General features: G+C 64.8%; 19 protein-coding genes. 9 read left to right on the forward strand and 10 right to left on the reverse strand.

What is annotated here, in order from left to right; genetic code table 11:
* Positions 1-28: 28 nt before the first annotated feature.
* A complete protein-coding gene (gene glnE, locus AC3CBN_RS02560) occupies positions 29-2,881 on the reverse strand; it encodes a bifunctional [glutamate--ammonia ligase]-adenylyl-L-tyrosine phosphorylase/[glutamate--ammonia-ligase] adenylyltransferase (RefSeq protein ID WP_488635260.1) in 2,853 nt (950 codons plus the stop codon).
* Positions 2,882-3,132: 251 nt separating this feature from the next.
* On the opposite strand from glnE, the gene AC3CBN_RS02565 reads away from it, so the two are divergent.
* Both AC3CBN_RS02565 and AC3CBN_RS02570 read left to right on the forward strand, forming a co-directional pair.
* Positions 3,133-5,028 (forward strand): LTA synthase family protein, encoded by a 1,896-nt coding sequence (locus AC3CBN_RS02565; protein WP_488635261.1) that lies wholly within the window; start codon positions 3,133-3,135, stop codon positions 5,026-5,028.
* Between the two features lie 226 nt (positions 5,029-5,254).
* Positions 5,255-5,599 carry a hypothetical protein gene (locus AC3CBN_RS02570; RefSeq protein ID WP_488635262.1) on the forward strand — a complete coding sequence of 115 codons (345 nt, stop codon included), beginning with the start codon at positions 5,255-5,257 and terminating at the stop codon, positions 5,597-5,599.
* 66 nt (positions 5,600-5,665) lie between these two features.
* Here the strand turns inward: AC3CBN_RS02570 and AC3CBN_RS02575 are convergent, their stop codons facing one another.
* The 4 genes from AC3CBN_RS02575 to AC3CBN_RS02590 form a co-directional block, all read right to left on the reverse strand.
* Positions 5,666-8,065, reverse strand: a complete 2,400-nt coding sequence (locus tag AC3CBN_RS02575) for a TonB-dependent siderophore receptor (protein WP_488635263.1) — start codon at positions 8,063-8,065, stop codon at positions 5,666-5,668.
* A gap of 138 nt (positions 8,066-8,203) precedes the next feature.
* Positions 8,204-9,193, reverse strand: coding sequence for a FecR family protein (locus AC3CBN_RS02580; RefSeq protein WP_488635264.1), 990 nt, complete (start codon positions 9,191-9,193; stop codon positions 8,204-8,206).
* Entirely contained in the window at positions 9,190-9,756 is a 567-nt protein-coding gene (locus AC3CBN_RS02585; protein WP_488635265.1) for an RNA polymerase sigma factor, read from the reverse strand. The genes AC3CBN_RS02580 and AC3CBN_RS02585 overlap by 4 nt, the downstream gene beginning before the upstream one ends.
* Positions 9,744-10,745: a VirK/YbjX family protein gene (locus AC3CBN_RS02590; protein ID WP_488635266.1), complete on the reverse strand. Its 1,002-nt coding sequence runs from the start codon at positions 10,743-10,745 to the stop codon at positions 9,744-9,746. Before AC3CBN_RS02590 ends, AC3CBN_RS02585 begins: the two co-directional genes overlap by 13 nt.
* Positions 10,746-11,026: 281 nt before the next feature.
* On the opposite strand from AC3CBN_RS02590, the gene AC3CBN_RS02595 reads away from it, so the two are divergent.
* Together AC3CBN_RS02595 and AC3CBN_RS02600 are read left to right on the forward strand one after the other, a co-directional pair.
* A complete protein-coding gene (locus AC3CBN_RS02595; RefSeq protein WP_488635267.1) occupies positions 11,027-11,590 on the forward strand; it encodes a TetR/AcrR family transcriptional regulator in 564 nt (187 codons plus the stop codon).
* A 38-nt stretch (positions 11,591-11,628) separates the two neighbouring features.
* Positions 11,629-12,306, forward strand: coding sequence for a CPBP family intramembrane glutamic endopeptidase (locus tag AC3CBN_RS02600; RefSeq protein ID WP_488635268.1), 678 nt, complete (start codon positions 11,629-11,631; stop codon positions 12,304-12,306).
* 90 nt (positions 12,307-12,396) lie between these two features.
* Here the strand turns inward: AC3CBN_RS02600 and groL are convergent, their stop codons facing one another.
* Entirely contained in the window at positions 12,397-14,043 is a 1,647-nt protein-coding gene (gene groL, locus AC3CBN_RS02605; RefSeq protein ID WP_488635269.1) for a chaperonin GroEL, read from the reverse strand.
* A 95-nt stretch (positions 14,044-14,138) separates the two neighbouring features.
* On the reverse strand, positions 14,139-14,432 hold the full coding sequence (gene groES / locus AC3CBN_RS02610) for a co-chaperone GroES (protein WP_354014803.1): 294 nt from the start codon (positions 14,430-14,432) through the stop codon (positions 14,139-14,141).
* A 251-nt stretch (positions 14,433-14,683) separates the two neighbouring features.
* On the opposite strand from groES, the gene cutA reads away from it, so the two are divergent.
* Complete coding sequence (gene cutA / locus AC3CBN_RS02615) at positions 14,684-15,001, forward strand: divalent-cation tolerance protein CutA (RefSeq protein WP_488635270.1); 318 nt, start codon at positions 14,684-14,686, stop codon at positions 14,999-15,001.
* Here the strand turns inward: cutA and AC3CBN_RS02620 are convergent.
* The 3 genes from AC3CBN_RS02620 to pdxR all read right to left on the reverse strand — a co-directional run bounded on the left by AC3CBN_RS02620 (position 14,971) and on the right by pdxR (position 17,933).
* Complete coding sequence (locus AC3CBN_RS02620) at positions 14,971-15,372, reverse strand: cupin domain-containing protein (RefSeq protein WP_488635271.1); 402 nt, start codon at positions 15,370-15,372, stop codon at positions 14,971-14,973. The two genes, cutA and AC3CBN_RS02620, sit on opposite strands and share 31 nt — an antisense overlap.
* A complete protein-coding gene (locus tag AC3CBN_RS02625) occupies positions 15,369-16,379 on the reverse strand; it encodes a TlpA family protein disulfide reductase (protein ID WP_488635272.1) in 1,011 nt (336 codons plus the stop codon). Before AC3CBN_RS02625 ends, AC3CBN_RS02620 begins: the two co-directional genes overlap by 4 nt.
* A 99-nt stretch (positions 16,380-16,478) precedes the next feature.
* Positions 16,479-17,933 (reverse strand): MocR-like pyridoxine biosynthesis transcription factor PdxR, encoded by a 1,455-nt coding sequence (pdxR, locus tag AC3CBN_RS02630; protein WP_488635273.1) that lies wholly within the window; start codon positions 17,931-17,933, stop codon positions 16,479-16,481.
* Between the two features lie 95 nt (positions 17,934-18,028).
* Here pdxR and AC3CBN_RS02635 point away from each other — a divergent pair, with 95 nt between their 5' ends.
* The 4 genes from AC3CBN_RS02635 to AC3CBN_RS02650 all read left to right on the forward strand — a co-directional run bounded on the left by AC3CBN_RS02635 (position 18,029) and on the right by AC3CBN_RS02650 (position 22,686).
* Complete coding sequence (locus tag AC3CBN_RS02635; RefSeq protein WP_488635274.1) at positions 18,029-18,718, forward strand: glutathione binding-like protein; 690 nt, start codon at positions 18,029-18,031, stop codon at positions 18,716-18,718.
* 198 nt (positions 18,719-18,916) lie between these two features.
* Entirely contained in the window at positions 18,917-19,831 is a 915-nt protein-coding gene (locus tag AC3CBN_RS02640) for a DMT family transporter (protein ID WP_488635275.1), read from the forward strand.
* Between the two features lie 99 nt (positions 19,832-19,930).
* Positions 19,931-22,144: a protein-disulfide reductase DsbD family protein gene (locus tag AC3CBN_RS02645; RefSeq protein WP_488635276.1), complete on the forward strand. Its 2,214-nt coding sequence runs from the start codon at positions 19,931-19,933 to the stop codon at positions 22,142-22,144.
* On the forward strand, positions 22,144-22,686 hold the full coding sequence (locus AC3CBN_RS02650; protein WP_488636650.1) for a TlpA family protein disulfide reductase: 543 nt from the start codon (positions 22,144-22,146) through the stop codon (positions 22,684-22,686). Before AC3CBN_RS02645 ends, AC3CBN_RS02650 begins: the two co-directional genes overlap by 1 nt.
* Positions 22,687-22,750 lie beyond the last annotated feature (64 nt).

Consider the following 22,750-nt stretch of genomic DNA (forward strand, 5'->3'; position numbering starts at 1 on the left):
GGCCTATCTCTAGCCGGGCCAGCGCGACTCAGAATTGGAGGCCAAGCCCCGTCGTCACTTCCTGCACATTGCCGGACAGTCGATCCAGCTCATCATCGCGCGGCGCGATGCGTGAGCGCAGGTCCAGCGTACATGCGAGCGCGCGATGCAACAGTTCGGCATGGGCTTCGGCGAAAAGACCCGCCTGATGGCCATTGAGCAGACCAGCGTTGCGGCAAGCCTCGATCAGCGCCGCATTGGCGGTGACGTTGAGCAGCGCGGGCGATTCCGTCGCATGCGCCAGCACCAGTCCTTGCAGGGCGAACTCGATATCGAGCAGGCCACCCATGCCCTGCTTCAGGTCGAACAGATTGGCATCGGAACGGTCGCGTTCGGCGCGCCAGCGCTGGCGCATGCTGCCCACTTCCTGCAGCACTGCCGCATGATCGCGTGGCACGGCCAGTACATCACGACGTACCGCGGCAAGTTCGACGTGCAGCGCTGCGTCGCCGGCAATAGGACGTGCTCGCAGCAAGGCCTGGTGCTCCCAGGTCCAGGCGCGGCTCTTCTGGTAGGCCGTGAACGATTCGAGGCTGCTGACCAGCAGACCCTTGGAACCATCCGGGCGTAACCGCGCATCCACTTCATAGAGACGTCCCGCGCGGGTAAGCACGGTGAGCCAGTTCATCACGCGCTGCGCAAGGCGCTGGTACCAGCGCGAACCTTCGAGCGGACGCGCGCCGTCGCTCATCGCATGTGCGCGCTTGGTGTCGTAGACGAAAACGAGGTCTAGGTCGGACGCAAAACCGAGCTCTTCGCCGCCCAGGCTGCCGTAGCCGAGCACGGCGAAACCGGTGCCCTCACCGGGCAGGCGGCCGTGCTGCGCCACCAGTTCGCGCTGCGCCAATGCAGTAACGGCAACCACGATCGATTCGGCTAGCACGGCCAGGCGTCGTGCGGTGGCGACGGCATCGGCACGGCCATCGTTGAAAGCGAGGCCAAGGCGAAATGCCACGCTGGCCTTGAACTCGTTGAGACGTTCCAGCTCTGCCTCGGCCTCGCGTTCGTCCAGCGTCGCCAGCACTCGAGTGATCTCGGCGCTGATGTCGGCGCGCTTCAACGGAATCTGGTCGATGCGAGGATCGAGCACGTCATCCAGCAGTAACGGCTGTGCGATAACTCGCTCGGCGAGGAAGGCGCTTTCCGCGAACAGACGCGCCAGACGCAGGCGTGCCGCCGGCTGCTCCTCCAGCAGCGCAAGATAGGAAGAGCGACGCGCCACCGCCTGCACCAGGCGGCACAACCGCAGCAGGCACGGCACCGGCGCCGCGCTGTCGCGCGCTACCGCCAGCAGTTGCGGCATCAGGCGGTCGAGCTGTTCGCGCGAGCGCTGCGACATCGCGCGCACCGAGGCGGCCTGCGCCAGCTTATGCAAGGTCTCGGCGACTTCGGCACCAGGGGTAAACCCCGATGCTTCCATCACTCCGGCGTCGAGCGTCTCCATGCATGCGTGCCGCCACAGTGCGACATCCTCCACTGGCGCACTTGCCGTGCGACCGCCTTGCGGCATCAGCACCTCGGCGAACTCTTCGCTGACATGGGCGCGGTGCCGGGCCAGCTCGTCCGCCAGCTCGTCCCACGAGGCATGGCCCAAACCGAGCGCGATGCGCTCGCGGCTCAACGCGTCTTCCGGGATGTCGTGCGTCTGCGCGTCGCGCAACATCTGCACGCGATTCTCCACACGTCGCAGAAACACATACGCCTCGCGCAATGCCCGTGCGCGCGCCGCACTGATGTGTCCACGCGCCTCGCAGGCAGTGAGTGCGGGCAACAGACCGCGCACGCGCAGGCTGGGCTCGCGTCCGCCTCGAATCAGCTGCACCAATTGCACGACAAACTCGATCTCACGGATGCCGCCGGGACCAAGCTTGAGATTGTCGGCGAGATCCTTGCGCGCCACCTCGGCGTCGATCAGCGATTTCATCTCGCGCAGGCCGGCGAATGCGGTGTAATCGAGATACTTGCGGTAGACGAACGGTCGCAGCAGCTCCTGCAGCTGCTTGCCCGCGTTGCGGTCGCCCGCCACCGGACGCGCCTTGATCCACGCGTAACGTTCCCAATCGCGTCCTTCGCTCTGGTAGTACTGCTCCATGGCCGAGAAAGGCAGCGCCAGCCGGCCGGCGTTGCCGAACGGTCGCAGGCGAAGATCCACGCGAGCGCAGATACCGTCAACGGTGGGCTCGTTGAGCAGCCGCACCAGCTGGCGCGCCAGCCGCACGAAGTACTCGCTGTTGTCGAGCGAACGCGCGCCATCGCTCTGCCCGCTGTGCGGATAAGCCAGCACCAGATCGATATCGGAAGAAAAATTCAGCTCGCTGCCACCGAGCTTGCCGAAGCCGACCACCACCATGCGCTGCAGCGCGCCGTCGTGGCTGCGGCTGTGCCCGTATCGCGCGGCCAACGCGCGTTCGGACCAACCAAGCGTGGCGCCAAGCAGCACCTCATACAGCACGCTGGTCGCCGACAGGGTCTCAGGCAATTCATCGAGCCCGTTGATGTCGCGAAATACCAGTCGCAAGGCTTCGGCATGACGAAAGCGGCGCAGCTCGGTGAGACACGCCGGCTCGTCCTCCAACAGCTTCAGCGCCTCGATGCGCGCGCTGGCGTCGCTGCCCGAACGCAGCCGCTCCAGGCCCTGCGGCGAAAGCAGCTGCGGCTGGCGGAACCAGGTGTCGAAGGCGAAGTCGCTCGCCAGCAGCGTGCGCCGGATGCGCTCGGCCACGCCGGCGTCATCGTGCAGCGGCACGCCCATCAGGCGGCAGCGCGCAGCCAGTTCGCTGTAGCGATCGTCGATCAGCGCGCGCAGCGCCGGGGATTCCAGGGGCCGATGAAGGACAGTCATCGTCCCATTGTGCCGCAGTGGCAGGCGAGCTGCCGACTACTCTCCGTTGCGGCCTAAGCCCGATTGACCGTCACGTCGCCGGAAACCATCCCTGACCGGTGTTTCCACGTGCACCGCGGCAGGCATGGCGCGTTGCATATATCCATGTTGTCGGGATATTCGACTACCCGCCGCACAACGATTGGTTCATACCTGGGTCATTACATTTCCGTGTTCGAGCCATGACAGCCCATCAGCAGGATGCCGTGACGATGTCAGCGACTCCCTCCGCGCTGCGCGCGCGTTCCATTGCCTTCCGCCTGGCGCTCATCGCCTTGGTGGCGGTCGTGTTCACGCTGTCGACCGGACTGATCGATGGTGGGCCCGGGGTTGACCCGGCACAGGCTCTCAGCCAACCGATCTTTCTGTTCGCCAATGCCCTGCCGGGCCTGATGCTGGCGACGCTGCTGCTGGTACTGAGCCGGCGAGTGCTGTTTTCTTTCGGGCTGGCCTTCCTGCTGCAGGCCCTGGTGTATGCCGTCAACACGCTGAAGGTGAGCAACCTCAACACACCTTTGATGCCGGCGGATTTCCGCATGCTGGGTCAGCTGCGCCGAGGTGGACTCAAGCTGCTGGGCAGTTACCTGCCGGCCAGTCCGTGGCCATATCTGGCGTTGGTCGGCGCGGCGGTCATCATCGTGATCGCCTGGCGCGTGGAGCCACCACTGTTCGCGCGACGCACGCGCGGCAAACGGCTGGTATCGGGCATGGCCTTGCTGCTCTTGCTGGGAACACTGCTGGCCGGCATGCCGGGCTGGATGAAGATCTATGGCGGCCGGCATCTATGGCTTGAGCCCTGGTCGGCTTCCGCGACGGCCGAGCACTCCGGACTGGTCAGCTCGCTGATGATGTTCCACCTGCATCAGGGTCATGCGCGCAAGAAGCCCGACGCGACTGCCGCGCAGCAGTTGATTGAGCAATCCGATGTCGCCCTGCGCGCGCGCCTGCATCTTTCCGTTGGTGATCAGGGAGAAATGCCCGATATCGTCGTGGTGCAAAGCGAGTCGTTCTTCGATCCTTCCATCATGAAAGGCTATGAGAACGTCGACCTCACGCCCAACCTGTATCGCCTCGCGGCACAGGGCGAGAGCGGGCCTCTGCATGTGCCTACCTATGGCGGCGGCACCATCCGCACCGAGTTCGAATTCCTCACCGGTTTGTCGCTGCGCTACTTCGACGACTTGCAGTTCCCGTATCTGCAGATGAACCACAAGGTGGTCCCCAGCCTGGTGCGCACGTTGCGTACGCATGGGTACGAAACCATTGCGCTGCACGGCAATGATCCCGGCTTCTGGAATCGCAACACCGCGTTCCGCGCGATGGGTTTCGACCGGTTTGTTTCCCGCGCATCCTTCCCGGCCAACGCACCGACGGATGGTCAGTACATGGCCGATAGCGCCATGACCGACGAGATCATGGCGCAGTTGAAGGACGCCGGCCCGCCACAGTTCCTGTTCGCCATCAGCATCGAAGCGCATGGCCCCTACGACATACCGCCCGTTGATGCGGCGATGCGCGACGGTATTCCTGTCCCTGAAGGCGTCACCGCCAAGAACAAGCTGGAGCTGCAGAACTACCTGTATCACATGCAGCATGCGGACCAGGAACTTGGCCGGCTGGCCGATCTGCTCGCCCACCGCGAGCGCCCCACCCTTCTGTTGTTCTACGGCGACCATCTCCCCGCGCTCACTGACACCTTCAACCTCACCGGCTTCGTCGATGGCAAGGACATGCTGAGCCAAGCTGGCACCTGGCTACTGGTGGATCCGCGCAACCCGATGTCGTCCACGCGCGAGTCGCTGGCCTCATGGATGTTGCCGGGACGGTTGCTGGAACAGGCTGGCATCCGCGACGACGCTTACTTTGCGCTGACCCAGGTCATCGCCCCGCAACTGGCCGAGCTGACGCACGCGCCCGGTGCACCACCGGCGAACGAGGACCGGGCCGAGAAAGTGGCCGACCGGGACATGGCCAACGTCGCCCTGCTGCGCATGAAGGGCAAGCTCGATCCGCTGCTTCCCAGGGCCGAAGTACAGACCGCGACTGCTACGCCGGAGGGCAGCGGCGCCGGCGACAACCAGATGGAGCCCGCCGGCGCGCAGCAGTAGTGACATATGGACGTCCAAACGAAAATGAGTGCAGCGCTCGCTTTCCACGGAAAGCAAGTAGGTGTGAACGCATTTTCTCGCGCGACCGAGGCTGCGATTCAGCGATCTGTCTGCTCGCTTAAGACGGCCAATTCTGTTCAGGTTAGGTAGAGTCGGCGACGTCTAGCTTGGATCCCAGCCACGAAGCAACGCCTTCGTCGGCATTCTCACACTGGAGGTTTGCCTCATGCGTAAGACCATGCTTGCCGCTCTCATCGTTACCGCCGCTTCCGTACTGACCGTTCCCGCGTTCGCTCAGAACGCCGCCGCCTCGGCGAAGGTTGGAGCCAGCGCGAACGCCAGCACGGCAGCGCAGGACTCTGCCACCAAGACTGCTGCCAGCACCGTCGACCAGACTGCCATGTCGGCCGACAAGATGACGGACAAGGCTGCTGCCATGACCGACAAGACCGCCGACAAGGCGACCAGCACCACGGAACACACCGCCCACAAGGCTACCAAGCACACCACGCACAAGGCCAAGGCCGCTACCGACGCCAAGGTCGAGGCGGGCGCGCAGACCGGCGGCTAATAAGCTTCATCGCTTGATGCAATGAAAGCCCCGGGAGGCAACTCCCGGGGCTTTTGCATGCAAGGTTCAGAGATCGTAGCTGCCCGTTAGCAGATAGCTGCGGCGCGTGTGCAGTGACACAAAGGTTTCATTGAAATCGTCCGCCACCAGGCGTCGTGCGAACAGGTTCTTCACGCCCAGCGTTACGCGCCAGCGACCCGAACGATAGGAAATGTTGGCGCCAACTTCTGCTTGGCCAGGAATTGGGTAATAGAGGGTGTAATCCAAACTCTGGCCCATCGAGTGGCTGCGCGCCAGCACACCACTGGCGATGCCCCAGCCACGCAGGGCATCGCTCTGAAACCAGTAGCTGGCCCACAAACTGAAGCGCTGCCGTGGCGCGCCTGTCGGTCGCGAGCCGTCGTGGTTGCTGATCAGCGCGTTGGTGTAGCTGCTGCTGATGTGCAGCTCCGGCGCCACTCGGCCAACGAGCTCCACCTCCATCCCGCGATTGGTCTGGCCGGGGCCGAGCGCAGCGAAGTTGGGCGGCTGCGGGTCGACCAACAGATAGCTGTGGTCGAGCATGATGCGGTAGAGCGACACGGTGAGCCGGGCCTTCTCGTCGAACAGGTTGAACTTGGCGCCGGCCTCCAGCTGGCGCGACAGCGCGGGTACCAGCGGTCGGCCGTTCTCACCCAGATACGACACCGGCTGGAAACCGCTTGCGACGCCGCTATAGAACGCGATATCGGGCGTGAGCTTGTAGACCAGCCCGGCATTGGGTACCCACTTGGTGCGATGGGGCGTCCACGGATTGCCCTGGACGTCCTCGGTCGATACTTCATACGACGCGCGACGCAACGACAGCAGCATGTTCCAGCGCTCGCCCAGCGCAAGCTGGTCCTGCATGAACAGGCCGCTGTTGACCGACCACGGCGTACCGGCCAGTGGCTGATTGTCCCCGGCCTGAATCACCGACGGTACCGTGGGCAGCAAGTTGTCGGTGAACAGGTTGTAGATGCTGCCGTCGTACGCGTGCAGGAAATCGTCGCTGTGGCCGACGCGCGAACGCGAATAATCGAAGCCGAGCGTTGCCGTATGCGTCACCGGCCCCGTATCGAACACGCGGATCAGGTCGTTCTGCAGCGAGTAATACGTGTCGTCGTAGCGATAGGCTTCCGCATAAGCACCCACGTCGCCATTGGGCGAGGGGTCGTAAAGCGTCCAGCTCTTCTGGTCGTTGCGCTGATGCACATATTGCCCGCGGCTGCGCCAGCTCCAGGCATCGCCCAATTGCTGGTCGAGCAGGTAGTACAAGCGATCTGTCTGATAGTCGGCATAGTCACGGGCATTGCCCAACAAGATGCCGAACGGCGAGGCCGACGAAAGCGTATCCCCCAGCAGCATCACGTGATCGGGCACCGGCACACGGTTGAGGATGCGCTGCGCACCCACCACCAGCTGCGTGGTCGGACCATTCCAGCCGATGGCCGGTGCGAGATAGGCGCTGCGGCGCTGGCCATAGCCCTGTGGCGAGCGCTCGGCATACTCACCCGATACCACCAGACGATAGGTCAGCCCTTGGTAGCGCCCCAATGGTCCGGCAAGGTCGAGCGCCGCCTGCGTCTGTCCTTGCTCACCCACCGCATAGCTGAACTCCCGCACAGGTTCGACCTGTGGCTGCTTGATGGTGACGTTGACCACGCCGCCGAAACTGTTGCCGGAGGTATCGCCCAGGATCGACTGCGGCCCCTTGAGCACTTCGACCCGTTGCACGCCGATCAGCGGTGGGAAGTCCCCCGAGCCAGCAATGCTGTTAGGCATGCCGTCGGTCAGGCCGTTGCCGGTGTAGAAACCGCGAATCTGAAACAGCGGTAGGCCATCGGAGCCGTCGATGTACTGCACGCCGGCCACGTTGCGCACGGCATCGGCCACGGTGAGCACCTGTTGCGAATCCATCAGGTCACGAGTCACCACGCTGACCGACTGCGGCACGTCGATCAGGTCAGCATCGTTGCGCGCGGCCATGCTGTTGGACGATCCGAGGAAACCCAGGTCGCGGTCGATCAGCGCGATGGCTTCGACGGGCATCAGGTCTTTGGTATCCGCAAGCGCCTTCACCTTGCCTGTTGCCGTGCGCGCATCTGTCGACTCGCGCGGCTTCACCGCCACTGTGCCGGCCTGCGTGAATGCGAACTCGAGGCCGGTACCTTGAAGCAGCCGCTCGAGCGCGGCCGCGCGCGTAAGCGCGCCGCTGACGCCCAACGAGCGGAAACGTGCGATCGTGCAACCCGACGTCAGCACCTGCACATTGGCCTGCTTGCCGAACGCGATCAACGCTGTCGCCAACGGCTGTGCAGGTATCGCAAATTCCGTGTGTGTGTCTTCGTCCACCGCGTGTGCAACGGCGAATGTGGTGCCTGGTATAGCCAGGCTCGCAGATATCACCAGGCTGCCCGACAGCAGCAGATTTGCGCACACCCTCATGGCATTCGCATCCTGCGAGCGAAAACCGCGAGTGTGACATGCGCTTGCAAGCTTTTGTCGCAACAACGACGTCGTGAACAATATCTGACGCGGGCCTTGCCGCGATGCGCCCGGCGAATCGCAATCAGCGCAGCAACATCAGCCAGAGCCAGATCTGCCGCGCGAGTCGGATAGCACAGTCTGCCCGCTTACTTCGCTCACCTTGAGTGGCAATACCTGCGGCAAGGCATGCAGCCAATCGTCGATGGCATCGGTCTTGACTGTGCCGGTGAAGGTCAGTGATTTGAGGTCTGCATCGGCGATGTGCACCGGCTGGACCCGGTAGCGGTTGATGTTGGCCACCACCACCGACAGCGGCTCGTTGTCGAACTCCAGCCGCGCATCGCGCCACGCAGCGGCATGAGCGGGGTCCGCACTTGACACGCTCATGGCGGCACGTTTCGGATCGTACGACACCGCCTGGCCCGCCACGGCCTCGAGGCCGCGGCCCTTGCCGGCAGAGTCATCGACGATGCGCACGCGCCCTTCGGCCATGGTGATCGTCACATGATCGCCCGTGCGGCGCACGTCGAAGGCCGTGCCGATGTCCTCGATGGTGAGCTTGCCGGCATGCACTACGAAAGGTCGCCCGGCGTTGTGCACCACGTTGAAATAAGCCTCGCCTTCCGTCAGTTCCACCTCGCGCTGCTCGCGGCTGAAGCGCGTGGTGAGCCGCGTCGCACCGCCCAGCGCCACACGGGAGCCATCATCCAGCGTGACATCGCGCTGGGCAGCCACGGCGCTGGCATAAACCTGTGGTGCGGGCTGGCTGCCAAACAGCATCCAACCCGCATAGCCGGCCGCCAGCAGCAACACGGCCGCGGCCGCGGCGCTCAGCGGTAGCCAGTGACGCAACGCAACCGCCGGCGCGAACTCGGCCTGCAGCTCCGCACGCGTCACCTCGCCCAGGGCACCAAGCCGCGCTGCCAGTTCCGTCACGCGTTCGAAAGCGGTCAGATGGCTGGCGTCCTCATCGATCCAGACAAGCCACTGCGCCATCGTCCTCTCGCTTGCCGCGGCATCGTGCAGTCGCACCCACCAGTCGGCGGCGATGCGCAAGGTCTGTTCGTTCGGGGTGTTGGCCATCATGGCATCTCCGGTTCGTCGACCCGCGCCCGGCAATGCGCCAGGCCGTTGGCCACGTGATAGCGCACCATGCGCTCGCTGATTTTCATGGCCCGCGCGATCACGCCGATCTCGCAGCCATCGATGACGTGCATGACGAACGCGCGGCCTGTCTTCGCCGGCAGCTCGTGCAATGCCTTGTGCAACTCGCGCAACTGCCCTGTGGCGTCAGCGTGTCGCTCGGGGATCGGTGCCAAGTGCAAGTCTTCATCGGGCGGCTCGATCGGATGATCTGCCCGCACCTGCCGCATGCGCAGCCGGTCGACCGCCAGGTTCGACGCGATGCGGAACAGATACGCGCGCAGCGACGCCACCTGTTCGGGGCGATCCAATGTCACCAGGCGCACGTAGGCTTCCTGCGCCACTTCCTGCGCATCGGAGAGCGAATTGAGCCGGCACTGCAGGAACGCGACCAATACACGGTTGTGCTCGCGAAACAATTCCGCGATACGCATCGCGTGGGCCGGATCCAGGTTCACGCCTGCATGACCGGTAACTTTGACGGCTTTGTCCACTAGGCTTCCCATGGCATGTCCGGAAGCGGGGTCGATGATTCTAGCGCCGCCTCCCTGTCGAACGTGTCGCGCCACCACGGCACCGGGCGCAGTGCGCTGCTCAGCAGTTGCACGGCCTGCCAACGAAGCTCGGCGCGACGACGAAACACGGAGCGATGCTTGCTTTCAATCTCGGACTCGGTGCGATGGTGCAGCGAGGCGGGCAACTGGAACCAGCCGTCGGCGCGCTCCACGCCACCCTGCTCACGCCAGAATGCGTCGTAATCGGCGAGGAAACGGTTTCGTCCGCGAAGAGGATGCGCGTCGTTGCCCACGGCCATGATGCGCTGCAGGCCAGACAGCCCGGCAAGCGTATACGCCAGCACCAGCAGCAACTGTTTGGGGCGCATGCCGTGCATTTGGCGGGTCAGCACGCGCACGCGCTCTCGGCCGTGCTCGCCCGCGGGCCCCTGGATACAGCCGATGACGAGGGTCTGATCGTCGATAATCGTCAGCACCATGCGGTACAGCGAACGGCCATCAACGTCGCCCAGCTCGATGCACAGCTCACCTTCGCATTCCATGTGAATGGGCGGGCGAAGATATAGCTGCAACCGACTGCCGTCCTTCAATGCCAGCTCGCCCAGCGTAGCCCGACCGTGCACGTAGACAGCCTCGAACAACTCTTCGGGCCATCGCTCCAGCAGCAGGCGATAGTGGCTTTGCACGCTGCCAAGGCGCGCGCCGCGATGCCAATGGCGATTGATGAAGCGGTGCAGGTGGCGCTCCTGCAAGCGCGGGTCGCACGCCACGCAGGCACGCAACAACGGATGCGAGGCAAGAAAGGCGAGATAGCGCTGGTGGTTAACCGGCAGGCTGGCGGCGCGCACCAGGTATTTCGCCGCCATCACCGCACGCCGTCCGGGATGGCCCACCCAATCGCTGCGATCGCGCAGCGAGCGCCACCACAGGCTGGGACGAAAGGTGCCATCCGTGGCGGCTCTCTCCCGTTGTCCAGTCACCCGCGGGCGCTCGGGCCTCACCAGATGGAGTTCGCGTTCCAGGGGGTTTTGCAACGCAAAAACGCATCTGCTTTCCGCGAACACGAGGTCGGAGTCCAGGGGTTCCCCCGTCGGCAGGAGGTTCGGTTCGTTCAAGGTGCGCGACCCGCGTGGTGGCTGTGACATGAGCTAAGACGTTTCAGGACGCGAAAACGGAAATGCGATGCCGCATGCCTCGCAGGTTGCCGATTTCGAACTGCCTGGCTTGACATGTAACGATCGTTACATTTATCGTCCGTTACATGCAAAGTCGAAAAGAAGAGCTGACCGAGTCGCTGATCAGCTACCTGCTCGCCAATGGCCTGACCGATCTGTCGCTGCGTCCGCTAGCCGCTGGCGCAGGCACCAGTGCGCGCCTGCTGATTTATCACTACGGCTCAAAGGAAGGCCTGCTCGCCGAGGTGCTCGAGGCGATGCAGGCCAAGGTGAGGGAGTCGTTCGCCCTCTTGGTTCAGAAGGCAACCAAAGGCACCACGCCACCACTGAGACTGTTCTGGAACTGGGCGATCTCGAAGGAAAACTTCCCCTATCTGAAACTGCTTTATGAGTTGCAGGTACTTGCCGTCCAGAACCCGGGCACCTACGCGCAATACCTTGAGCACAACACCGATCGATGGCTGGAACTTGCACTGACCGCACTGTCACTGCAGGACCGTAACCCGGCGTTCGCAACGCTTTGCACGGCGGTGTTTGATGGCCTGTTCATGGAGTTCATGAGCACCGGCGATCAGAAACGGACCACCCAGGCGCTCGATCACTTCATCCACTTGGTTGGCGACGCGCGCGCGCGCCGATCCGAAGGCTAGGCCTGTCAAACAGGCCAGCCGTCTATCTGGACATCTCCATGCATGCATTGGCCCTCGAAACCGACAGCTCAGCGCAACGTCGGAGGATACAGACGCTGGTGGGATTGACGCTCGCCTTCGGCGTGGCGAGCCTGCCCTTCAGCCAGTGGATTGACGAGTTTGCCGACGTCCGCCACCTGATCGCCAACGAAGTCATCTGGTGGATCGGTGTCGCCGCCATCCTGGCCTACGTGCGCAAGGTGGAACGGCGACCGCTGTCGTCCATCGGCCTGCGTAAGCCAGGGGTCGTCAATACCGCTATCGGCATCGGTGCGGGAGTGGCGCTGACGACAATGCTCGGCATGCTGTACTTCATCGTGCTACCGGCGCTGCATCTGGATGACACGCTGGCCACCTCGGCCAATGCCCATGCGTTGATGGCTACGCCTTTCTGGTGGCGACTGCTTTCAACGGTGCGCGCGGCGGTGTCGGAGGAAATCCTGTTCCGCGGCTATGGCATGGAGCGCATCGAGGAATGGAGCGGAAGCCGTGTACTGGCGGTGCTGCTGTCCTGTGCCGTGTTTACCGTCGACCATGTCAGCTCCTGGGGCTGGAGTCACACGGTGATTGTCGGCTTCTCCGGGTTGATGCTTTCCCTGCTCTACCTGTGGCGGCGGAATCTGTGGGTGAACATCATCGCCCACTTCGTGGTGGACGCCGCTTCGGTGCTCGCTTAGCGGCGCATCACTTCAGCAGCCTTTGGGACGCCCAAAAGAAAACCCCGCACAAGGCGGGGTTTTCTCATACAGCAGGCTTGAGGGCCGGACTTAGAAGTCCATGCCGCCCATGCCGCCCATGCCGCCACCGCCGCCGCCGTGCGAATGACCTTCGTCCTTCTTCGGCACTTCGGTCACGGCCGCTTCGGTCGTGATGATCGAGCCAGCCACCGAGGCGGCGAACTGCAGCGCCGAACGGGTGACCTTGGTCGGGTCCAGGATGCCGAAGGCGATCATGTCGCCGAACTCGCCGGTGGCAGCGTTGTAACCGAAGTTACCGTTGCCTTCCTTCACCTTGTTGAGGATGACGGACGGCTCGTCGCCAGCGTTGGCCACGATGGCGCGCAGCGGGGCTTCCAGAGCACGACGAGTGATGGCGATGCCCAGGTCCTGGTCGGTGTTCTGACCCTTCAGGCCGTCCAGCGCCTTCAGCGAGCGGATCAGCGCCACGCCACCGCCGGGAACCACGCCTTCTTCCACTGCAGCGCGGGTGGCGTGCAGGGCGTCTTCGACGCGAGCCTTCTTTTCCTTCATTTCCACTTCGGTCGCAGCGCCAACCTTGATGACGGCGACGCCGCCAGCCAGCTTGGCCACGCGCTCCTGCAGCTTCTCGCGGTCGTAGTCCGAAGAGGTCTCTTCGATCTGCGCCTTGATCTGGCCGATGCGCGACTGGATGCGCTCAGCTTCGCCGGCGCCGTCGATGATCGTGGTGTTTTCCTTGGTGATCACGACGCGCTTGGCGCGGCCCAGATCGGTGATCGTGGCCTTCTCAAGAGCCAAACCCACTTCCTCGGAGATCACCTGGCCGTTGGTCAGGATGGCGATGTCTTCCAGGATGGCCTTGCGACGGTCGCCGAAGCCCGGCGCCTTCACGGCGGCAACCTTGACAATGCCACGGATGGTGTTGACGACGAGCGTGGCCAGGGCTTCGCCCTCGACTTCCTCGGCAACGATCAGCAGCGGCTTGCCGGCCTTGGCGACGGCTTCCAGCACCGGGAGCAGCTCACGGACGTTGGAGACCTTCTTGTCGTGGATGAGGATGAACGGGTCGTCCAGTTCAACCTGCTGCGACTGCTGGTTGTTGATGAAGTACGGCGACAGGTAGCCGCGATCGAACTGCATGCCTTCGACGACGTCGAGTTCGTTCTCGAGGCCCGAACCTTCTTCAACTGTGATCACGCCTTCCTTGCCGACCTTCTTCATCGCGGTGGCGATGATGTCGCCGATGTTGGTATCGGAGTTGGCCGAGATGGTGCCGACCTGGGCAATGGCCTTGTCGTCAGCGGTCGGGTTGGAGAGCTTCTTGAGCTCGGCCACCGAGGCGGCGACGGCCTGGTCGATACCGCGCTTGAGATCCATCGGGTTCATGCCGGCGGCCACAGCCTTGAGGCCTTCCTGGATGAACGCCTGGGCCAGCACGGTAGCCGTGGTGGTGCCGTCACCGGCGACGTCGGAGGTCTTGGAAGCGGCTTCCTTGACGATCTGGGCGCCGATGTTCTCGTACTTGTCGGCCAGTTCGATTTCCTTGGCCACGGACACGCCGTCCTTGGTCACGGTCGGGGCGCCGTAGCTCTTCTCGATCACCACGTTGCGGCCCTTCGGACCCAGGGTGACCTTGACCGCATTGGCCAGGGTGTTCACACCCTTGAGCATGCGTGCACGTACGTCTTCGCCGAAGCGGACTTCTTTAGCTGCCATAAAATTTATGCCTCAAAAATTCTGAATAAGAATGGGAACACTGGCGACAGGGTTGCTACAAAGCGCGTCTATCGCGCTACACCCCGTCGAACAGATCAACCTTCGATAATCGCAACGATGTCGTCTTCCTTGAGGAAGACCAGCTCTTCGCCGTCGATCTTGATTTCCTGGCCGGCGTACTTGCCGAACAGCACGGTGTCACCTTCCTTGACCGACATCGGACGGACCTTGCCGTCTTCCAGGATGCGGCCGGCACCGGCAGCGATGACCTTGCCGCGAGTCGGCTTTTCGGTGGCGCTGTCGGGGATGACGATGCCGCCAGCGGAGACGCGCTCTTCTTCGAGACGCTTGACGATGACGCGATCGTGCAGCGGACGCAGTTTGCTCATGGGTGGGCTCCAGCTTGGTTGGGTATTGAACAGAAATGTGGACCCCGGAGCGGCGCCTGGGTTGGCGCTTGCTAGCACTCCCCGGAGGTGAGTGCTAATTCTAACGACGCAGAGCCCCCCTGCAAGAGGTGCCGGTCCGGTGGCTGAAAGGACTAATGGGGGAATCGCGGGGGCTTTCAAGGCCCGGCAGGCCCGTTTCTCACCGCTTGCCGGGCATTTCGCGCGGCGGGAGGCCGCGCTAGGCTGGCCCTATGTCCGACCCGGTCCTACTTTGTTATTGCACCTGCCCCGACGTCGCCACCGCCCAGGCCCTGGCTGACGCCTTGGTGGGAGAGGGCCTGGCGGCGTGCGTCAACCGCCTGCCGGGCGTCCGCTCCACCTATCGCTGGAAGGGCAAGGTAGTCACCGACAGCGAAGAACTCCTGATGATCAAGACCTCGGCACAGCGCTTTGCTGCATTAAAGGAGCGCCTGCTGGCCCTGCACCCCTACGAATTGCCCGAGTTGATCGCGGTGCCGGTGACCCAGGGCCACGAGGCCTATCTGGACTGGGTCCGCGGCGAGGGCTGAGCCGGCGCCGGGCCGACAAAGACCACCAGCATGATCGCGGGCTCGCGATCGCTGGCGTTGCCGCTGACCAGATGGCGGGCGCCAGCGGGCTCGAACCAGCACTGGCCCGACGCATAGACGCGCAGCGGCTGCCCCTCCACCTGGCTGCGGATATGGCCGCTGAGCACATAGACGTAGGCGTCGCGGTCGTGACTGTGAGGACGCGACGATTCGCCGGGCGCGTAGGTCACGCGCAGCGCCTCGAGCCCGTTTCCGGGCGCCCGCGACAGGGGCGCGGACAGGAGCGTCTGGTCTTCGGTGGCGTGGGCGGGGGCCACGATGGCCATCGCGAACAGCCAAGCCTGTGCGGCAACGGAGGCGCGCATGCTCATCGCACTGTCAGCGTTTTGAGTTGCCCGGGGAAATTCGCGTCCAGCTGCTCGACCCGCTTCACGATGCGGCCTCGCGTATCCAGCACGATCACGGTGGGCACGTGCATGACGCGGAAGCGGCGGAACAGAGCGCCCGAATCGTCCAGCGCCAGCGGCATGGCGATGTGATGCTCGCGCTGGTACTGGGCCAGCTCGTCGCGGCTGGCCCACAGGCCCGAAGCGATGCCCAGCCAACGAACGTTGGCGTCGTGCGCGAGTATCTCGGCACGTTCGCGCGCCGTGCGGCAGCTGTCGGCCAGCGCGGGCCGGCTCTTTGCCAGATACGACTCGCACCACGGGGACAGGAACAGCAGCACCGTGGGCTTCTTTGCCGCCGCATCGAATGCAGGCAACGTGCGCCCATCCAGCGTGCGCACGTCGAACGCGGGCACGCGATCGCCCACCTCGTAATGCGCCTCGTCCTTTGGCGCGGAAGCCACCGCCACCGACTCCGGTGTTGTGCTGCGCGCCCGGGCCAGCGCCGCATCGAGCTTGTCGTCAGCCATATGGCCCACGTACTGGATGCGCCCGTCACGACCAATCACCACATGCTGCGGCGTCACGCGCAGGTGAAACGCTGCACCCAGCGAGCCATCGTCAAACACAATGGGCATGCCCAGCCCCACGGCCTGCCGGTACTTGCGCACTTCTTCCACGCTGTCGTCGAAACCCACGTCGATGGCAATCACCGCCATGTCGGGGCCGGCCTGTTCGTAGGTGCGCTCAAAATGCGGCATCTGCTCGCGGCAGGGCACGCACCAGGTGGCCCAGAACTTCAGATAGACGACTTTATGTCCGTATAGCGCACCGAGGTCGATGGTCTGGCCGTCGATGGTTTTCACCACCATGCGCGGCGCGGGCTGGCCGATCAGGCTTTTGCCGGCGGATTCGGCGCGGGCCTGACCGGAATCGGCGGCATGCGCCAGCGCACATGACAGCAGCAGGCAGAACAGGACGATGTAACGCACGGTGGGCATCCTCGACGGGAAAGTCAGCATGCGAATGCTCCGCCCGGCGCGGGATGCCGGACAGAGCCAGTTCGCGCAGAAATGACGGAACCAGCAGGCTCAGGCCAACGACTTCAGCAGCTGCCCCAGCACGCGCGCCGCCTCGTCCATGCGTGCGGCGGGCAGTACACCAAGGCCAAACACCAAGCCATTCGGCACCTCGGCGCCGATGGTGTAGTCGCCAAGCGCCTCGATGCGCAGCCCCTGCCCCGCCGCCTGCCGCACCACGTCGTCGGCGTTCACCTGCGGCGGCAGCAAGGCAGCCAGATGGAGTCCCGAGTCGGAAGTCAGCGGCTTCAACACGTCGCCTGCGTGCCGGCTGAGTCCGTCGAGCAAGGCCTCGCGGCGCTCGGCATAGATGCGTCGCATCTTGCGCACGTGGCGGGCGAGATGACCCTCGGCGATGAAGAGCGCCAGCGTGTCCTGCGCCAGCACGTCGCTGTGCCAGTCGCTGAGCTGGCGCAAACGCGCCAGCGCAGCCATCGCCCAGGGCGGTGCCACTACGTAGCCCAGGCGCAGCGCGGGAAAGAGACTCTTGGAAAAGGTGCCCACGTAGAACACCGAGCCGTCACGATCCAGCGTCTGCAGCGCATCGAGCGGACGGCCTCCGTAGCGGAACTCGCCGTCGTAGTCGTCTTCGATCACTACCGCGCCATGCCGCCGCGCGAAGTCCAGCAAGGCCATGCGCCGCGCCGGCGACATCACCATGCCCAGCGGGTACTGGTGCGAGGGCGTCACGTAGATCACCCGGGCAGCCACAGGAATCGCCTCGACGACCAACCCCTCCGCATCCACCGGCACCGGCACCACGCTGGCCCCGGCGGCCTCGAAGGCCGCGCGCAGTGGCGGATATCCGGGGTCTTCCACCGCCACCACCGTGCGTCCAGGCGTCACCAGGATGCGCGCCAGCAGATCGAACGCCTGCTGCGCGCCACTGGTTACCGCGATGTCCTCGGCGCCGCAGGTCACGGCGCGGGCGAAGGAGATATGCCCGGCAATGGCCTCGCGCAGCGCCAGCCGTCCGGTCGGGGCGTCATAGATGGCGGGCGTGCGCGACAACGTCCGCAGCGCCCGGGCCGACAGGCGACGCCAGGTGTCGAAGGGAAAGCGCGATGCGTCCGGCAGACCCGCGCGCAGGTCGTGGCGCATGGGCGGCGTCGCGCCCATCGGCACCGGCATGGTGGCGTGGCGCCAGCGCGACGCCAGCCGGCGGTCGCCCTCGGCGTCCGCGCGGGCAGCCATCACACGCTTGGCCAGCCCCTTGGCCACGAGGTATCCAGCGCCCTGGCGGGCTGACACATAGCCCTCGCTGAGTAGCCGGTCGTAAGCCGCGACCACCGTATTGCGCGAAATACCCAGCGTCGCGGCCAGCGTGCGCGTGGAAGGCAGCGCGTGCCCGCCCGCGAGCCGCCCATCCAGGATGGCCTCGCGCAGTTGTCCGTGCAGTGCCTGCAGGCGGCCTCGCGCGGGGATGTCGAGCGGAAAAGCCAGCAATGGGTCCATAGGGCGGGGCACGCTTTGACTGGACCTAAAGATTTCCTCTTATCTGGATCTTTTTCAAGACCAGCCGACCACCGACACTAAGCCATCGCCACCCTCGGGAGTCCGCCATGATCGAGCTGTATTTCGCCGCCACGCCAAACGGCCTGAAAGTGAAGCTGTTCCTTGAGGAAACCGGGCTGCCTCACTTCATCACGCCAGTGAGCCTGAGCAAGGGCGAGCAATTTCAGCTGGCCTTCCTGGCCATCTCGCCGAACAACAAGATCCCGGCCATCGTCGACCATGCGCCCGCCGGGGGCGGCGCGGCGGTGACGGTGTTCGAGTCGGGCGCAATCTTGCTCTATCTCGCCGAGAAGGCTGGCCAGTTGATGCCGAAGCTGGCCGCGGGCCGACTGGAAGTGCTGCAGTGGCTGTTCTGGCAGGTGGGCGGTTTGGGGCCCATGGCCGGGCAGATCGGGCACTTCAACGTCTACGCGCCGGAAAAGGTCCCCTACGCCATCGATCGCTACACGCGGGAAGTCGCCCGCCTCTATGGCGTACTCGACCGCCGCCTGGCCGGCCGCGAGTTCATCGTGGGCGAATTCTCCATTGCGGATATCGCCTGCTATCCGTGGATCGTGCCGCACGAAGCGCACGGGCAGACGCTATCGGACTTTCCCCATCTGGAGCGCTGGTTCATGGCGATATCGGCACGCCCGGCCACGCAGCGCACCTACGAGGGCGTGGAGAACGCCTATGCGCCGAAGCACGCGCTGTCGGACGAAGAGCGGCAGGTGCTGTTCGGGCAAGGCAAGCGCTGAAGACTGCTGACAGGTTTTGGCACTACGCCGCCTTACCCTGTCTATCCGGAAACCCCTTGTTCAACACCGTCATGCCAGCGAAAGCTGGCATCCAGTGCCTTCCCGCCACCCCGAAAGGCGCCGGATTCCTGCTTGACCAGCCTTCGGCCGTTGAAAGGCGCCTCGCAGGAATGACGAGTCCAAACATCGAGCCTCGCCATGAAGAAATCCGACATCGCCGCGCTGCTGTTGCTGGGAGCCATCTGGGGCGCCTCCTTCCTGTTCATGCGCATGGGCGCGGACGAGTTCGGCGGCATGGCCTTGGCCGGCATGCGCGCCATCGGTGCGGCGATCTGTTCGGCGCCACTGTTGTTCTCGCGCCGGCGCCTGCAGGAAATGGCCACGCACTGGCGTCCCATCGTCATCGTGGGTCTGGCCAACTCGGCGCTGCCGTTCGTGCTGTTCTCGTATGCGGCGATGAGCCTGCCGGCCGGCGTGTCCGCCATTTCCGATGCCATCGCACCGCTGCTGGTGGCGCTATCGGGCTGGATGCTGTTCAGCGAGAGGCTCAATGCCACGCAGGCCAGCGGCCTGGTCATTGGTTTCACGGGCGTGGTGTGGTTGGTGGCCGGCACGGTCGGATTCGGTCATGGCGCCGGTTCATCGGGTTGGGCGATGGCTGCCTGCGTGGGTGCGAATGTCTGCTACACGGTCGGCGCCCATGTCAGCCATCGCACTCTGCGCGGGGTCACCCCGCTCAGCGTGGCCACCGGCAGCCAGTTGGTCGCAGCCGTCGTGCTGCTGCCTCTCACCGTATGGATGTGGCCGGCTCGCATGCCCGGCGTGTCGGCATGGGTCGCCATGCTCGGCCTGGCCGCGGTCTGCACGTCGCTGGCTTACGTGCTGTTCTACCGGCTGATGGCCCGCGTCGGTGCGTCCCGCAGCATGGTGGTGCTGTTCCTGATACCGGTATTCGGCGTGGTGTGGGGTCTTCTGTTCCTGCACGAGCCGGTGACCCTCGCCATGGCGGGCGGCTGCACGGTGATCCTGCTGGGCGTGGCGCTGACCACCGGTCTGCTGCGTCCTCGTAACCGGAAGACCGCCTTGAGCGAAGTACTGACAGAACACGCTTGAATCCCGGTGGCCCATCCCCAGGCCCGCCGGGACCCCCAAGCTGAGCCATAATTCCCATTCGCCTGCGCTACGGCGCGGGCCTTTCATGCTGGAGCCGCAATGCGCCTGATCCGCCCTGGCCGCCTGGCCGCCTGCTTCACTGCCCTGTTGTGCCTGCTGTCGATTGCGCTGCCTGCCCTTGCCCAGGATGACCTCGACGGCCTGCTGCCGGTAACCGAGGCGTACAAGCTGAGCGCCGACACCTCCACGCCCGGTGTGGTGAAGCTGCACTGGACCATAGCGCCTGACTACTACCTCTACCGCGGCCGCATGAAGTTCAAGGGCGCCGACGGCGTAACACTGGGCGAGGCACAGCTGCCCGACGGCGAGAAGCATCACGACGAATACCTGGGCGACGTGGAGACGTATCACCACGGCGTCGATGCCACCGTGCCCTACACGCTGGCGGCCGGCGCTACCCGGCTCAAGCTCAGTGTGCAGTACCAGGGCTGTCACGAGGTCGATCCGAAGATTTGCTACCCGCCGAATACGGAGCATCTGGATCTGGAGCTGCCGGCGAGCGGAGCGGCGGCGGGCACCGGCGGTACGCTCGGCGCAGCCCTGGGCAAGCTGGGTGCCGGCAGCAAGGCTTCCGGTGCCGACGGTGCGCCGCTGCCGGCCGAGCAGGCTTTCCACTTCGAGGCCATGGCCACCGACCATCAGCACCTGCTGCTGCGCTGGACCATGCCCAAGGGCTACTACCTGTACCGCGACCAGACGGCGCTGCACCTGAAGAATGTCGGCGACCTCACGCTGGCCAAACCCGCGTGGCCAGCGGGTGTGCAACACAACGACGCGAATTTCGGCCAGACCACCGTGTACTTCGATCAGGTCGAGTTGCCGGTGACCATCCAGGGCGACACGGCCGGCCGTGCGAAGCTCGACCTGGAAGCCAGCTTCCAGGGTTGCCAGGAGGGCGGCCTCTGCTATCCGCTGATGACGCGCGCGCTCAGCGTCGAACTGGGCGGCGGCGTGCCGACCGAAGGCAAGGTCGCCGAACCCTCGCCGGAAATGCCACCGGCTGACCTGGCCGGCGGTCCGCTGCAAGTGAGCCTGCTTTCTGCCCTGCTGCTGGCTTTGGTCGGCGGGCTGGTGCTGAACCTGATGCCCTGCGTGCTGCCGGTGCTGTCGATCAAGGCGGTAGGCATGCTGGAAAGCGGCGAGAGCCCTGCCAAGGCGCGCTCGCACGCACTGTTCTATACCGCTGGCGTGCTGTGCAGCTTCGCGCTGATCGGCATCGCCATCGTCGCGCTGCGTTCGGCCGGCCACGCGCTCGGCTGGGGTGCCCAGCTGCAGCAGCCGCTGGTGGTAGGCGGGCTGGCCTGCGTGATGGTGGCGGTGGGCTTGTCCATGTCGGGCGTGGTGCAGTTCGGCACCTCGCTGGGCAACGTCGGCCAGTCGCTGGCTTCGCGCTCGGGCCACGCGGGCGATTTCTTCACCGGCGTGCTCGCCGTGGCGGTGGCCAGCCCGTGCACCGCGCCGTTCATGGGCAGTGCGCTGGCTTATGCGTTCGCTGCACCGATGATCAATGCGCTGCTGGTATTCCTGACGCTGGGCTTGGGCCTGTCACTGCCATTCCTGGCGGTCGGCTTCGTGCCGGCGCTGGCCCGTCTGCTGCCCCGGCCGGGCGCCTGGATGGAAACGCTCAAGCAGGTGCTGGCCTTCCCGATGTACCTCACCGCCGTTTGGCTGGTGTGGGTGTTGGCGCATCAGCGCGGCGCCGATGCGGTGGGCCTGGTGCTGGTAGCTGCCGTGCTCATGGCGATGACGCTCTGGTGGTTCGAGCGCAGCCGTTCGCGTGGCGCGCTCAGTCGCGTTTTCGTGGCCGTGCTCGCGCTGCTCACCCTGGTGCCGCTTTACTACCTTGCCCACGTACCCGCCCAGACACAGGCCGCCACGGTCGCCGAAGGCGTGGTTGCCTACTCGCCGGAGAAGCTGGCCGAACTGCGCAAGGCCGGTACGCCAGTGTTTGTGGACATGACCGCCGACTGGTGCGTCACCTGCAAGGCCAACGAGCATGCGGTGCTCGACACCGATGGCTTCCACGACCTGCTCAAGAAGACCGGCGCGGTCTACATGAAGGGCGACTGGACCGACGTGAACCCGACCATCGCCGCCTTCCTTCAGCAATACCATTCGCCGGGTGTGCCGCTGTACGTCGTGTTCCCGAAGGATGGTGGCGAAGGCCGCATGCTGCCGACCGTGTTGACATCCTCGCTGGTCGAGGAGGCGCTGACCAAGGCCGCCGGCACGCCGGTAGCCAGCACGCCATGATGTTGAGCCGCAGCAACTGGACCATCCTCGGCCTCGCCGTGCTGGTCGCCGCGGGCGGCGGCTGGTTGCAGCGCGCCAGCCAGCGCGCCCGCTTGCCAGCTGGCGTGCATGTCGCCGAAATCGGCGAGATGGCCCCCGATCTTGCCCTGGCCGGGCTGGACGGCAAGGAACATCGCCTGTCCGAATACCGCGGGCGTCGCGTCCTGCTCAACTTCTGGGCGACCTGGTGCGGGCCGTGCCTGCAGGAAATGCCGGCGCTGGTGAAAGCGCAGACGAACGTCGGCGAAAACGGGCCTATCGTCGTCGGCATCGCCATGGACGAGGCGGAGCGCGTGCGCGGCTTTCTGGCCAGCCATCCCGTCAATTATCCGGTGCTGTTGGGCAGCCTCGACAACCCCAGCACCTCGCTTCGACTGGGCAACGTCGGCGAATTGCTGCCCTACAGCGTGCTTCTGGATGAAAACGGCCGCGTGCTGGCGACCCGTCGTGGCGTGCTGGATGCCGACCAGTTGCGGCAGTGGCTGGCGCCGGCGGCGCGCTGACGCGGTTTGCGACGCCATACGTTGGCGCACGGTTTAACGTTAACTTCTCCTTCAAACATCGCCG

The sequence above is a fragment of the Dyella sp. OK584 genome (genome assembly GCF_057787755.1).

Bases quoted from the DNA above. Each gene is read 5' to 3' on its own strand.
- glnE (WP_488635260.1), bottom strand. From the start codon at position 2,881: ATGACTGTCCTTCATCGGCCCCTGGAATCCCCGGCGCTGCGCGCGCTG.
- AC3CBN_RS02565 (WP_488635261.1), top strand. From the start codon at position 3,133: ATGTCAGCGACTCCCTCCGCGCTGCGCGCGCGTTCCATTGCCTTCCGC.
- AC3CBN_RS02570 (WP_488635262.1), top strand. From the start codon at position 5,255: ATGCGTAAGACCATGCTTGCCGCTCTCATCGTTACCGCCGCTTCCGTA.
- AC3CBN_RS02575 (WP_488635263.1), bottom strand. From the start codon at position 8,065: ATGAGGGTGTGCGCAAATCTGCTGCTGTCGGGCAGCCTGGTGATATCT.
- AC3CBN_RS02580 (WP_488635264.1), bottom strand. From the start codon at position 9,193: ATGATGGCCAACACCCCGAACGAACAGACCTTGCGCATCGCCGCCGAC.
- AC3CBN_RS02585 (WP_488635265.1), bottom strand. From the start codon at position 9,756: ATGGGAAGCCTAGTGGACAAAGCCGTCAAAGTTACCGGTCATGCAGGC.
- AC3CBN_RS02595 (WP_488635267.1), top strand. From the start codon at position 11,027: ATGCAAAGTCGAAAAGAAGAGCTGACCGAGTCGCTGATCAGCTACCTG.
- AC3CBN_RS02600 (WP_488635268.1), top strand. From the start codon at position 11,629: ATGCATGCATTGGCCCTCGAAACCGACAGCTCAGCGCAACGTCGGAGG.
- groL (WP_488635269.1), bottom strand. From the start codon at position 14,043: ATGGCAGCTAAAGAAGTCCGCTTCGGCGAAGACGTACGTGCACGCATG.
- groES (WP_354014803.1), bottom strand. From the start codon at position 14,432: ATGAGCAAACTGCGTCCGCTGCACGATCGCGTCATCGTCAAGCGTCTC.
- cutA (WP_488635270.1), top strand. From the start codon at position 14,684: ATGTCCGACCCGGTCCTACTTTGTTATTGCACCTGCCCCGACGTCGCC.
- AC3CBN_RS02620 (WP_488635271.1), bottom strand. From the start codon at position 15,372: ATGAGCATGCGCGCCTCCGTTGCCGCACAGGCTTGGCTGTTCGCGATG.
- AC3CBN_RS02635 (WP_488635274.1), top strand. From the start codon at position 18,029: ATGATCGAGCTGTATTTCGCCGCCACGCCAAACGGCCTGAAAGTGAAG.
- AC3CBN_RS02640 (WP_488635275.1), top strand. From the start codon at position 18,917: ATGAAGAAATCCGACATCGCCGCGCTGCTGTTGCTGGGAGCCATCTGG.
- AC3CBN_RS02645 (WP_488635276.1), top strand. From the start codon at position 19,931: ATGCGCCTGATCCGCCCTGGCCGCCTGGCCGCCTGCTTCACTGCCCTG.
- AC3CBN_RS02650 (WP_488636650.1), top strand. From the start codon at position 22,144: ATGTTGAGCCGCAGCAACTGGACCATCCTCGGCCTCGCCGTGCTGGTC.